An 11,922-nucleotide genomic window follows, 5' to 3' on the forward strand; every position below is an offset into this window, starting at 1 on the left:
TATGGCTGGTAATACAATTGGACAACTTTTCCGTGTGACAACCTTTGGGGAGTCACATGGTATTGCATTAGGCTGTATCGTTGATGGCGTGCCACCAAATCTCGAATTATCCGAGAAAGATATTCAGCCAGATCTAGATCGCCGTAAACCAGGAACATCTCGATATACTACGCCTCGTCGTGAAGATGACGAAGTTCAAATTTTATCGGGAGTGTTTGAAGGAAAAACCACAGGCACAAGTATTGGAATGATCATTAAAAATGGTGATCAGCGTTCGCAAGATTATGGTGACATTAAAGATCGTTTCCGCCCTGGTCATGCGGATTTTACCTATCAGCAAAAGTATGGCATCCGTGATTATCGTGGCGGTGGGCGTTCGTCAGCGCGTGAAACAGCGATGCGGGTTGCAGCGGGAGCGATTGCGAAAAAATATTTACGCGAACATTTTGGCATTGAGGTGCGAGGTTTTTTAAGCCAAATCGGTAATATAAAAATTGCTCCGCAGAAAGTGGGACAAATTGATTGGGAAAAGGTAAACAGTAATCCATTCTTTTGTCCTGATGAAAGTGCGGTAGAAAAATTCGATGAATTGATCCGTGAACTTAAAAAAGAAGGAGATTCTATTGGCGCAAAACTTACTGTTATTGCAGAAAATGTACCTGTAGGATTGGGCGAGCCAGTATTTGACCGTTTAGATGCCGATCTTGCTCACGCATTAATGGGAATTAATGCAGTAAAAGGTGTAGAAATTGGCGATGGCTTTGCTGTGGTTAAACAACGAGGTTCGGAACATCGTGATGAAATGACACCTAATGGCTTTGAAAGTAATCATGCAGGCGGTATTTTAGGCGGAATTAGTTCAGGACAGCCAATTATCGCCACTATTGCACTAAAACCAACTTCAAGCATTACGATTCCTGGTCGTTCAATCAATCTTAATGGTAAACCCGTAGAAGTTGTAACAAAAGGTCGTCACGATCCTTGTGTGGGGATTCGTGCTGTGCCAATTGCGGAAGCTATGGTGGCGATTGTCTTATTAGATCATCTCTTACGTTTTAAGGCACAGTGTAAATAATCTTAGTGTAAGATGGGAGTCTGTGCCTAGGGTAGGTATACCCTAGGTTAGTTTGATGCTACCCCTTTGGGGTAGGTGTAAAGTTCCCCAAAGGGGAACTATTTTTCTAACCGTGGGTATACTTACCCACGGCAAAACCTAGGATATATTTACCTACAGCAAAACTTTAGAATGAATAAAATTTTATTAAAAACAACCATAATTTTTACCGCACTTTTCTCTCTGAACGTTGTTGCGTCTCCTCTAGATTGGCAAAAAGTGAAACGCCCTATTCCAAGTGAAGATGGTAAAGCAAGTCCTATTGGTAGTTATACCAACGGGTGTATTATTGGAGCGCAAGCATTACCGCCGAAAGGTGAAGGTTACCAAGTTATTCGTATGAATCGCAATCGTTATTATGGTCATCCAAATATGATTCAGTATCTTGAACGTTTGGGGCAACGCGTTAAAGCTGCTGGGTTGCCAACGATGTTAGTGGGCGATATTGCCATGCCGGGTGGCGGGCGTTTTTTAACGGGTCATGCTAGCCATCAGATGGGATTAGATGCGGATATTTGGTTAAGAATGGGCGAAATGTCAGACGCCGATGCACTGAATTCTGATGGTAAAGGTTTATTAGTTGTAGATAGAAAGGCGCAACGAGTGGATGAACGAGTATGGAATAGCAATCATGCGACGTTAATCAAGTTAGCCGCGCAAGATCCAAATGTGACGCGTATTTTTGTTAATCCTGCGATTAAGGTAAAATTATGTCAAACCGCTGGCAATGATCGCGGTTGGCTACACAAAGTTCGTCCTTGGTATGGACACAACTCTCATTTTCATGTTCGTTTAACTTGCCCAGCAGATGCGCCTTATTGTGAAAATCAAGCGCCTGTGCCTGCTGGTGATGGTTGTGGAGACGAATTATATTCTTGGTTTGAACCGCCAAAACCAGGTGCTTCAGTGAGCAAACCTAAAGTTACACCGCCTGAGCCGTTTTTGTGCCAACAAATTTTAAATTCCCCGAATCGGAGTGAATGGTTAGAATAGCATTAAGGTAAATCAATATGGATATCGGCATTGATCTTTTAGCAATATTGTTTTGTGTTGGTTTTGTTGCATCATTTATCGATGCAATTGCTGGCGGTGGTGGATTAATTACTATTCCAGCGTTGCTTATGACTGGCATGCCACCAGCAATGGCGTTAGGCACCAACAAATTGCAAGCTATGGGCGGTGCATTATCCGCAAGCCTTTATTTCTTGCGAAAAAGAGCGGTCAATTTACGCGATATTTGGTTTATTTTGATTTGGGTTTTCTTAGGTTCAGCCCTAGGTACATTATTAATTCAATCAATTGATATGGCGATTTTCAAAAAAATTCTGCCTTTTTTGATTTTAGCTATTGGTCTATATTTTTTATTTACCCCTAAATTAGGTGATAAAGATCGAAAACAGCGTTTAAGTTACATGTTATTTGGTCTTTTAGTTAGCCCATTTTTAGGTTTTGATGATGGCTTCTTTGGCCCAGGAACTGGCTCAATCATGAGTTTAGCCTGTGTTACTTTGCTAGGATTTAATCTCCCAAAAGCGACGGCACATGCAAAAGTGATGAACTTCACTTCAAACCTTGCTTCTTTTGCACTTTTCTTATTGGGCGGACAAATTCTTTGGAAAGTGGGTTTCGTGATGATGGCTGGGAGCATTTTAGGTGCAAATTTAGGTGCCAAAATGGTGATGACGAAAGGTAAAACCTTGATTCGACCGATGGTTGTTATCATGTCTTTTATGATGACGGCTAAAATGGTGTACGATCAGGGTTGGTTTCATTTTTAATTCGGAAAGCGCGCAAAAGTGCGGTTAAAATTAATTACATTTTATTATGTCGGATAATCAACAAAATTTACGTTTGACGGCGAGAGTGGGCTATGAAGCGCACTTTTCATGGTCGTATTTAAAGCCTCAATATTTGGGGATTTGGCTTGGTATTTTCTTTTTATTGTTGTTAGCATTTGTGCCTTTTCGTCTGCGCGATAAATTTGCGGGAAAATTAGGTATTTGGATTGGGCATAAAGCAAAGAAACAGCGTACGCGTGCACAAACTAACTTGCAATATTGTTTCCCTCATTGGACTGAACAACAACGTGAGCAAGTGATTGATAAAATGTTTACGGTTGTTACACAAGTTATGTTTGGAATTGGTGAGATTGCAATCCGTTCAAAGAAACATTTGCAAAAACGAAGCGAATTTATCGGTCTTGAACATATCGAACAGGCAAAAGCTGAAGGAAAGAATATTATTCTTATGGTGCCACATGGCTGGGCGATTGATGCGTCTGGCATTATTTTGCACACTCAAGGCATGCCAATGACTTCTATGTATAATCCACACCGTAATCCATTGGTGGATTGGCTTTGGACGATTGCACGCCAACGTTTCGGCGGAAAAATGCACGCACGCCAAAATGGTATTAAACCTTTTTTAAATCATGTTCGTAAAGGCGAAATGGGTTATTACTTACCAGATGAAGATTTTGGGGCGGAACAAAGCGTATTTGTTGATTTCTTTGGGACTTATAAAGCGACATTGCCAGGGTTAAATAAAATGGCAAAACTTTCTAAAGCCGTTGTTATTCCAATGTTTCCTCGTTATAACGCTGAAACGGGCAAATATGAAATGGAAATTCATCCTGCAATGAATTTAAGTGATGATCCTGAACAATCAGCCCGAGCAATGAACGAAGAAATAGAATCTTTTGTTACACCATCTCCAGAGCAATATGTTTGGATTTTGCAATTATTGCGTACAAGGAAAGATGGTGAGGATCTTTACAATTAAAAATAGGGTTTGAAAGTCATATTCTCGAAAACGGATATTCAATAAGGTAAATAAGAAATGGAAGAAAAAATTCGGCTGACGCAATACAGCCATGGTGCAGGTTGAGGCTGTAAAATTTCGCCTAAGGTGTTAGGGACAATTTTACATTCAGAACTGGAAAAATTTTATGATCCAAATCTGATCGTTGGCAATGAAACTGCAGACGATGCGGCGGTGTATGATCTTGGTAATGGAACTGCAATTATCAGTACCACAGACTTTTTCATGCCGATTGTGGATGATCCTTTTGATTTTGGACGAATTGCTGCGACCAATGCCATCAGTGATATTTTTGCTATGGGCGGTAAGCCGATAATGGGAATTGCTATTTTAGGTTTTCCAACCAATGTATTACCTGCAGAAGTTGCACAGAAAATTGTTGATGGTGGGCGTTTTGCTTGCCATCAAGCGGGGATTGCTTTGGCGGGTGGACATTCCATTGATTCGCCTGAACCTATTTTTGGTTTAGCCGTGACAGGCGTGATTGACACTGAAAAAGTGAAACGTAATGCTTCTGCAAAATCAGGTTGTAAGCTTTATATGACGAAACCGCTTGGTATTGGTATTTTGACGACGGCGGAAAAAAAAGGAAAACTAAAACCAGAACATCAAGGTTTAGCTACTGCAGCCATGTGCCAAATGAATTCTATTGGTAGTCAATTTTCCCAAGTGGATGGCGTCACCGCAATGACGGATGTCACTGGATTTGGTTTACTTGGTCATTTAATTGAAATCTGTGAAGGTTCAAATGTAAGTGCGGTAGTTTTTTCGGACAAAATTAAAACTTTGGACGGTGTAAAAGATTATATTACTCAAGGTTGCGTACCCGGTGGAACAGGGCGTAATTTTGAAAGTTATGGACATAAAATTGGCGTATTAACGGAAGAACAAAAAGCGATTTTGTGTGATCCTCAAACATCAGGTGGTTTATTAGTGGCTGTTGAGCCTAATTGCGTTCAAACAGTAATTGACATAGCCAAAGATGCGGGCATTGATTTATATGAAGTGGGTAAATTGAAACCTAAATCAGAATCCGATATCGTTGTTGAAGTAAAATAAGGAATTTTAATCGATCATCCTAATGATTAATTAAATTACCATGATCCACATAGCAAAAAACCTTGGAATATCCCAAGGTTTTTTAGATTATCATTAAATATAATGGAATTATGCGCCTAAACGCTCTTTAATACGAGCTGATTTACCTGAACGTTCACGTAAGTAGTAAAGTTTAGCTTTACGTACCGCACCTTTACGTTTAACTGCGATAGAATCTACAGCTGGAGAGTGAGTTTGGAATACACGCTCAACACCTACGCCGTTAGATACTTTACGTAAAGTAAATGCTGAGTGCAAGCCACGGTTACGAATTGCAATAACCACGCCTTCGAATGCTTGCAAACGACGTTTGCTACCTTCAACCACCCATACTTTAACTTCTAAAGTATCACCTGGGCGGAAGCTAGGTACGTTTTGTTTTAATTGTTCTTGTTCAAGTTGTTTGATAATGTTAGACATTGTTTGATCCTTTATTGATCCTAGATGTAACTGAAACTAACTGTTATGCTCGGCTTGCGCCTCTTTTAACAGCTTACGTTGTTCGTCAGTCAGAGCTAGGCCTTCTAAGAGCTCAGGGCGTCGGAGCCACGTTCTCTGTAGCGATTGTTTTAATCGCCATTTCCGAATTTCTTCGTGATGTCCCGACATCAGCACGGGTGGTACAGTTAATCCTTCTAACACTTCTGGTCTAGTGTAATGCGGGCAATCTAATAAACCATCTGCAAAAGAATCTTCTTCTGCCGAGGCTTGTTTGCCTAATACACCGGGAATAAAACGTGCAACAGCATCAATTAATGTCATTGCCGGCAATTCCCCACCGGTCAGAACGTAATCGCCGATTGACCATTCTTCATCAATTTCAGTTTGAATCAACCGTTCATCAATCCCTTCGTAACGTCCACATACTAAAATCAATTTCTGATTTTGAGCAAGCTCGGTTACGCCGCCTTGATCGAGTTTACGTCCTTGTGGCGAAAGGTAAATCACCTTTGCGCCTTCTCCTGCCGCAGCTTTTGCAGTATGAATCGCATCCCGTAAAGGTTGCACCATCATTAGCATTCCTGGGCCACCACCATAAGGGCGATCGTCCACGGTTTTATGCTTGTCGAATGTAAAATCTCTTGGATTCCAACATTCAACTTTCAGAAGATTATGTTTTACGGCTCTACCTGTAACCCCAAATTCCGTAATTGCTTTAAACATTTCGGGGAATAATGAAATTACCCCTATCCACATAAAAAGCCTACTACATTACGTTTGTGCATACTTGAGATTAGAAACCAGCGTCCCAATCCACTTCAATAGTTTTCGTGGTGAGATCGACTCTTTTAACTACTTGTTCATACAAAAACGGAATTAACCGCTCTTGTTTTCCAAAAGCATCTTTGGTATTGGCTTTAACCACTAATACATCATTAGAACCCGTTTCCATCATTTCTGTTACTGTTCCCATTGTATAACCTTCTAAGTTTACGACTGTACAACCGATTAAATCGTGCCAGTAATAATCGCCCTCTTCTAGTTCTGGGAAAACAGATAAATCTACACCAATTTCAACATTCGCTAAAATTTGTGCAGCTTCACGGTCATCAACGCCTTTTAATTTAACGATGATTTCGTGATTATGATAACGCCAGTTTTCTAATTCAATTGATTGCCATTCGCCTTTGATTTTTAAAAACCAAGGTTGATAATCAAAAATGCTTTCAGCTTGTTCTGTTGATGAATAAATACGCAACCACCCACGAATACCGTAGGTTGAGCCTAATTTGCCCACAACTTCAATATGTTGTTGTTCCATATTTTTCACCTATCTTAGTTTGAGAACTAAATCAAAAAGCAAAATTATGCTGCTTTTTGTGCTTCTTTTACCAAGCTCGCAACACGATCAGAAAGTGAAGCACCTTGAGCAACCCAGTGATTTACACGCTCAAGATTAATGCGAAGACGTTCTGCATTACCTTGTGCAATTGGATTGAAGAAACCTACACGTTCAATGAAGCGACCGTCACGAGGTGAACGACTGTCAGCGACTACGATTTGATAAAATGGGCGTTTTTTAGCTCCGCCACGAGATAAACGAATGGTTACCATAACCTTCCTCTAAATGTTTAATTACTAAAAGAATATTCTCAAATTCGAAAGTGATTTGAGAATATAGCTTACTTTTTTCTCTGTATATATAGACAAAAAGCCTGCGAATTTTATACTTTTCAAGCAAAATTGCAAGTTTTGTATGCATAAAGTAGGTTGTATTCCTTTTAATTATCATTCACAATTTATTTTGTTTTACGATATAATACGAGGCATCCAGCTGTTTTAGGTCAAATTTACGCGTATAGCGGTATTTTAGCTTGATAAAATATCAGTTAAATGAGGTTTATATATGAAAATTAGTTTTCATTCTGTGTTAATTGGATTAGCATCATTTATTGGTGTTCAACAAGGTGTAATAGCTAATCCGTCTTCTCATCAATCAATATCCACTGAATCAGCTGAGGCTTTGAAGCAACAATTTTCAATGGCTTTAGCTAAACAAGATAAACAACAAATTACAAATTTACAAAAAAAACTTACCGCACTTTTTTCTTTACCTCCCCAATTTCTTGATAATCAGATCCAAATAAGCGAAAAAATCCTCACTCGCATTTTTAAAACAGATAAAAATCTCACGCCTAAATTTCTTGATTACTTATACTTTGAGCCAATAAATACTGTTGATGCTAATTTAATTCAGGAAATGAAGAAAAACTTACTGGTGTCTTTTTTAGCAAATGATCAGGCAAAAATTTATATTCGTCAAACAGATAATTCAGAGCAATTTGTTCAGACTTTAATGGAGCGGGGAGCGAAAGCAGATCAAATTATATTATTGTCTTTGAATGCCAAAGATATATTTCAAAAAATGATTGAACAAATGCGTCAAGATTTTCCTAATCAAACTATTTTTCCGATTACTGAAAATCGTGTAAGTTTGATTACTCCTTCTTCTGAAATTAAGCCTCGCCTTGCTTTAGCAAATATGATGTTCAATCTCCAATTTAAAGGTGTGGAAGTTGATGATTTTTCGTATCTAGATCAACCTCGAGAAAATTTACAGCACAATAATGATGCAATTCGTTACAAAACCTTTCAAGCAATGCTAGAAGGTTTAAATTAATCCCTTACCAATAGGAGTTTTTATGCTTTTATCCAAAAAATCAGCCTCCTTTGCACTCAGTGCATTTGCGATGCTTTTCACTAGTGTAGCTCTTGCCAAAGAGGCACCACAAGCTCACAAAGCTGTGGAATTAAGTATTTTGCATATCAATGATCACCATTCTTATTTAGAACCGCACGAAACACGGATTAATTTAAATGGTCAGCAAACCAAAGTGGATATTGGTGGTTTTTCTGCTGTCAATGCAAAACTTAACAAATTGCGTAAAAAATACAAAAATCCATTAGTACTGCATGCAGGCGATGCCATTACTGGTACACTTTACTTCACGCTGTTTGGTGGTTCTGCAGATGCAGCTGTGATGAATGCAGGTAATTTCCATTATTTTACTTTAGGTAATCATGAATTTGACGCGGGTAATGAAGGGTTATTAAAACTGCTTGAACCATTAAAAATCCCAGTGCTTTCAGCTAATGTGATTCCTGATAAAAATTCAATTTTGTATAACAAATGGAAACCTTACGATATTTTCACTGTGGATGGAGAAAAAATTGCCATTATCGGTTTAGATACTGTGAATAAAACAGTGAATTCCTCTTCTCCGGGTAAGGATGTGAAGTTCTACGATGAAATTGCTACTGCACAAATTATGGCAAATGCGCTAAAACAGCAAGGAATTAATAAAATTATCCTACTTTCACACGCAGGTAGTGAAAAAAATATCGAAATTGCTCAAAAAGTAAATGATATTGATGTGATCGTTACTGGCGATTCACATTATTTATACGGAAATGATGAATTACGTAGTTTAAAACTTCCAGTAATCTATGAATATCCACTTGAATTTAAAAATCCAAATGGAGACCCTGTATTTGTAATGGAAGGCTGGGCTTATTCTGCCGTGGTGGGGGATTTGGGTGTTAAATTCAGTCCTGAAGGTATAGCGTCTATTACTCGTAAAATTCCTCATGTGTTAATGAGTTCTCATAAACTTCAAGTGAAAAATGCGGAAGGTAAATGGACGGAATTAACTGGCGATGAACGTAAAAAAGCACTTGATACTTTAAAATCAATGAAGAGTATTTCACTTGATGATCATGATGCAAAAACAGACATGCTTATTTCAAAATATAAAAGTGAAAAAGATCGTTTAGCACAAGAAATTGTTGGTGTCATCACAGGTTCTGCAATGCCGGGTGGTTCAGCAAACCGTATCCCAAATAAAGCAGGCTCAAATCCAGAAGGTTCTATTGCAACGCGTTTTATTGCAGAAACAATGTATAACGAACTCAAAACAGTGGATTTAACTATTCAAAATGCTGGCGGTGTACGCGCAGATATTTTACCGGGTAATGTAACCTTTAACGATGCTTATACTTTCTTACCTTTCGGGAATACGTTATATACCTATAAAATGGAAGGTTCATTAGTGAAACAAGTGCTTGAAGATGCAATGCAATTTGCTTTGGTTGATGGCTCTACAGGCGCATTCCCTTATGGTGCAGGTATTCGTTATGAAGCGAATGAAACACCAAATGCGGAAGGTAAGCGTTTAGTGAGTGTTGAAGTCTTGAATAAACAAACCCAACAATGGGAACCGATTGATGATAACAAACGTTATCTTGTCGGAACAAATGCTTATGTTGCAGGCGGTAAAGACGGTTATAAAACCTTTGGTAAATTATTTAACGATCCAAAATATGAAGGCGTTGATACCTACTTACCTGATGCAGAAAGTTTCATAAAATTTATGAAAAAACATCCGCACTTTGAGGCTTACACTTCATCAAATGTGAAATTTAATGCTTCAACTGATGCATTACCTAAAAAATAAAATTGAAAAATAGGCTAAAAATAGCGCGTATTTAACGCGCTATTTTTGTTATTAGTCCTAGGTTTGAAGACTTCATAGATGATTAAGAATTTTAACTATTCCATATTTAGATGCTTTCTCGTGGAAAATAAATTCCCTATAGAGGTTGAAAAATAGGGTGATTTATTGCGATAATCTACCCCATTTTTTGGGAGATCTTTCTATCTTCTGCATTTTTACGCAGTTTATTTTCATTAGAAATGATCGAATTTTATTTCACTTTTAATTTAATTAGATAAAGAACAATGGCGGAAAAACGTAATATTTTTTTAGTAGGACCAATGGGTGCAGGTAAAAGTACTATCGGTCGTCAATTAGCACAACAGCTTAATATGGATTTTATTGATTCCGATGCAGTGATTGAAGAACGTACGGGCGCGGATATTAGCTGGATTTTTGATTTGGAAGGCGAAGACGGCTTCCGAAAACGTGAAGAACGCATTATTAACGAACTCACACAAATGCAAGGTATTGTACTTTCAACTGGTGGGGGAGCAGTGCTTTCTAAGGAAAACCGTAATTATTTATCAGCACGTGGTATTGTGATTTATTTAGAAACAACGGTGGAAAAACAATTCCAACGCACTCAACGTGATAAAAAACGTCCATTGCTCCAAGATGCAGAGAATCCTCGTCAAGTATTGGAAGATTTAGCAAAGACTCGCAACCCGTTTTATGAAGAAATTGCGGACATCACGTTGCCAACCGATGAACAAAATGCCAAAGTAATGGTAAATCAAATTGTTGATTTAATTGATAATATGACTGGACTAAATGGTTCGCTTTAAACACACCTAAGGATAAATTATGTTGTGCGTCAATGTGGAATTGCAAGAGCGTCGCTATCCTATTTTAATTGGTAGCGAATTGTTACAAGATGAACGTAGTTACCCGATTAAACCTGGGGATCGCGTGATGATTGTAACGAATCCCACGGTTGCACAGTTTTATCTTGATACAGTCATCTATGCGTTGGAAAAACGTGGTTGCGTAGTCGATCATGTTTTATTGCCAGATGGCGAAAAATACAAAACACTTGAATCTTTAAACTTAATTTTCACCGCACTTTTGCAAGGTAATCATGGGCGAGATACCACGATTATTGCATTGGGCGGTGGCGTAATTGGCGATGTTGCTGGCTTTGCTGCGGCAAGTTATCAGCGCGGCGTGCGTTTAATTCAAATTCCAACAACATTGCTTTCACAAGTGGATTCTTCAGTGGGCGGTAAAACGGCGGTTAATCATGAATTAGGCAAAAATATGATTGGCGCGTTCTATCAGCCATCAATGGTTATTATTGATACGCTCACGCTTAATACACTTCCTAAACGTGAAGTAAACGCGGGGCTTGCCGAAGTTATCAAATATGGTGCCATTTTAGATTACGAATTTTTTGAATGGCTAGAGCAACATATTGATGAACTTGTCGCTTTGCATCCTGAGGCGCTTCAACATTGTATTTCTCGTTGTTGCCAAATTAAAGCAGATGTTGTCGCGAGAGATGAAACAGAAAAAGGCGATCGTGCATTGCTTAATCTTGGACATACTTTTGGACATGCCATTGAAACTCACTTAGGTTATGGAAACTGGCTTCATGGTGAAGCTGTTTCTACGGGAATGATGATGGCAGCGGCGCTTTCGGAAGAACTTGGAGATATTTCTATTGCAGATGTGTCTCGCCTTGAAAAATTACTTGCTCGTGCCAATTTGCCCACCGTATCTCCAGATACGATGCAGCCGGAGGACTATTTACCGCATATGATGCGTGATAAAAAAGTTCTATCGGGTAAATTGCGTCTGGTATTACTCAAATCTCTAGGTCAAGCTTATGTGGCGAATGATACCGAACATACCCTCGTGTTAAACGCAATTCGTCGTTGTACTCAAACGGATTAA

General features: G+C 38.8%; 13 protein-coding genes. 9 read left to right on the plus strand and 4 right to left on the minus strand.

Annotated elements, in window-relative coordinates:
• Position 1: 1 nt before the first annotated feature.
• The 5 genes from aroC (at position 2) to selD (ending at position 4,993) form a co-directional block, all read left to right on the plus strand.
• A complete protein-coding gene (gene aroC / locus HMPREF2813_RS02745; RefSeq protein WP_005688091.1) occupies positions 2-1,075 on the plus strand; it encodes a chorismate synthase in 1,074 nt (357 codons plus the stop codon).
• A 171-nt stretch (positions 1,076-1,246) separates the two neighbouring features.
• On the plus strand, positions 1,247-2,107 hold the full coding sequence (gene mepA, locus HMPREF2813_RS02750; RefSeq protein ID WP_014550549.1) for a penicillin-insensitive murein endopeptidase: 861 nt from the start codon (positions 1,247-1,249) through the stop codon (positions 2,105-2,107).
• Between the two features lie 17 nt (positions 2,108-2,124).
• Positions 2,125-2,892, plus strand: a complete 768-nt coding sequence (locus tag HMPREF2813_RS02755; protein ID WP_070646959.1) for a TSUP family transporter — start codon at positions 2,125-2,127, stop codon at positions 2,890-2,892.
• Positions 2,893-2,938: 46 nt separating this feature from the next.
• A complete protein-coding gene (lpxM, locus tag HMPREF2813_RS02760; RefSeq protein WP_005688096.1) occupies positions 2,939-3,895 on the plus strand; it encodes a lauroyl-Kdo(2)-lipid IV(A) myristoyltransferase in 957 nt (318 codons plus the stop codon).
• 57 nt (positions 3,896-3,952) lie between these two features.
• Complete coding sequence (gene selD, locus HMPREF2813_RS02765) at positions 3,953-4,993, plus strand: selenide, water dikinase SelD (protein ID WP_014550548.1); 1,041 nt, start codon at positions 3,953-3,955, stop codon at positions 4,991-4,993.
• A gap of 108 nt (positions 4,994-5,101) precedes the next feature.
• Here the strand turns inward: selD and rplS are convergent, their stop codons facing one another.
• From rplS to rpsP, 4 genes are read right to left on the minus strand one after another with little or no spacing between them, the layout of a single operon-like run.
• Complete coding sequence (rplS, locus tag HMPREF2813_RS02770; protein ID WP_005648735.1) at positions 5,102-5,452, minus strand: 50S ribosomal protein L19; 351 nt, start codon at positions 5,450-5,452, stop codon at positions 5,102-5,104.
• A 36-nt stretch (positions 5,453-5,488) separates the two neighbouring features.
• Complete coding sequence (gene trmD, locus HMPREF2813_RS02775; protein WP_005661387.1) at positions 5,489-6,229, minus strand: tRNA (guanosine(37)-N1)-methyltransferase TrmD; 741 nt, start codon at positions 6,227-6,229, stop codon at positions 5,489-5,491.
• A gap of 37 nt (positions 6,230-6,266) precedes the next feature.
• Entirely contained in the window at positions 6,267-6,794 is a 528-nt protein-coding gene (rimM, locus tag HMPREF2813_RS02780; protein WP_005653863.1) for a ribosome maturation factor RimM, read from the minus strand.
• Positions 6,795-6,838: 44 nt separating this feature from the next.
• Entirely contained in the window at positions 6,839-7,087 is a 249-nt protein-coding gene (gene rpsP, locus HMPREF2813_RS02785) for a 30S ribosomal protein S16 (RefSeq protein WP_005653865.1), read from the minus strand.
• A gap of 292 nt (positions 7,088-7,379) precedes the next feature.
• On the opposite strand from rpsP, the gene HMPREF2813_RS02790 reads away from it, so the two are divergent.
• The 4 genes from HMPREF2813_RS02790 to aroB all read left to right on the plus strand — a co-directional run bounded on the left by HMPREF2813_RS02790 (position 7,380) and on the right by aroB (position 11,922).
• A complete protein-coding gene (locus HMPREF2813_RS02790) occupies positions 7,380-8,153 on the plus strand; it encodes a hypothetical protein (protein ID WP_014550547.1) in 774 nt (257 codons plus the stop codon).
• Between the two features lie 22 nt (positions 8,154-8,175).
• Complete coding sequence (nadN, locus tag HMPREF2813_RS02795; RefSeq protein WP_010868956.1) at positions 8,176-9,987, plus strand: NAD nucleotidase; 1,812 nt, start codon at positions 8,176-8,178, stop codon at positions 9,985-9,987.
• A 284-nt stretch (positions 9,988-10,271) separates the two neighbouring features.
• Positions 10,272-10,814, plus strand: a complete 543-nt coding sequence (gene aroK, locus HMPREF2813_RS02800; RefSeq protein ID WP_014550546.1) for a shikimate kinase AroK — start codon at positions 10,272-10,274, stop codon at positions 10,812-10,814.
• A gap of 19 nt (positions 10,815-10,833) precedes the next feature.
• Positions 10,834-11,922, plus strand: coding sequence for a 3-dehydroquinate synthase (gene aroB / locus HMPREF2813_RS02805; protein ID WP_014550545.1), 1,089 nt, complete (start codon positions 10,834-10,836; stop codon positions 11,920-11,922).

Source organism: Haemophilus sp. HMSC066A11 (assembly GCF_001811665.1).
Lineage (GTDB): Bacteria > Pseudomonadota > Gammaproteobacteria > Enterobacterales > Pasteurellaceae > Haemophilus > Haemophilus influenzae.

Bases quoted from the DNA above. Each gene is read 5' to 3' on its own strand.
- aroC (WP_005688091.1), top strand. From the start codon at position 2: ATGGCTGGTAATACAATTGGACAACTTTTCCGTGTGACAACCTTTGGG.
- mepA (WP_014550549.1), top strand. From the start codon at position 1,247: ATGAATAAAATTTTATTAAAAACAACCATAATTTTTACCGCACTTTTC.
- HMPREF2813_RS02755 (WP_070646959.1), top strand. From the start codon at position 2,125: ATGGATATCGGCATTGATCTTTTAGCAATATTGTTTTGTGTTGGTTTT.
- lpxM (WP_005688096.1), top strand. From the start codon at position 2,939: ATGTCGGATAATCAACAAAATTTACGTTTGACGGCGAGAGTGGGCTAT.
- rplS (WP_005648735.1), bottom strand. From the start codon at position 5,452: ATGTCTAACATTATCAAACAACTTGAACAAGAACAATTAAAACAAAAC.
- trmD (WP_005661387.1), bottom strand. From the start codon at position 6,229: ATGTGGATAGGGGTAATTTCATTATTCCCCGAAATGTTTAAAGCAATT.
- rimM (WP_005653863.1), bottom strand. From the start codon at position 6,794: ATGGAACAACAACATATTGAAGTTGTGGGCAAATTAGGCTCAACCTAC.
- rpsP (WP_005653865.1), bottom strand. From the start codon at position 7,087: ATGGTAACCATTCGTTTATCTCGTGGCGGAGCTAAAAAACGCCCATTT.
- HMPREF2813_RS02790 (WP_014550547.1), top strand. From the start codon at position 7,380: ATGAAAATTAGTTTTCATTCTGTGTTAATTGGATTAGCATCATTTATT.
- nadN (WP_010868956.1), top strand. From the start codon at position 8,176: ATGCTTTTATCCAAAAAATCAGCCTCCTTTGCACTCAGTGCATTTGCG.
- aroK (WP_014550546.1), top strand. From the start codon at position 10,272: ATGGCGGAAAAACGTAATATTTTTTTAGTAGGACCAATGGGTGCAGGT.
- aroB (WP_014550545.1), top strand. From the start codon at position 10,834: ATGTTGTGCGTCAATGTGGAATTGCAAGAGCGTCGCTATCCTATTTTA.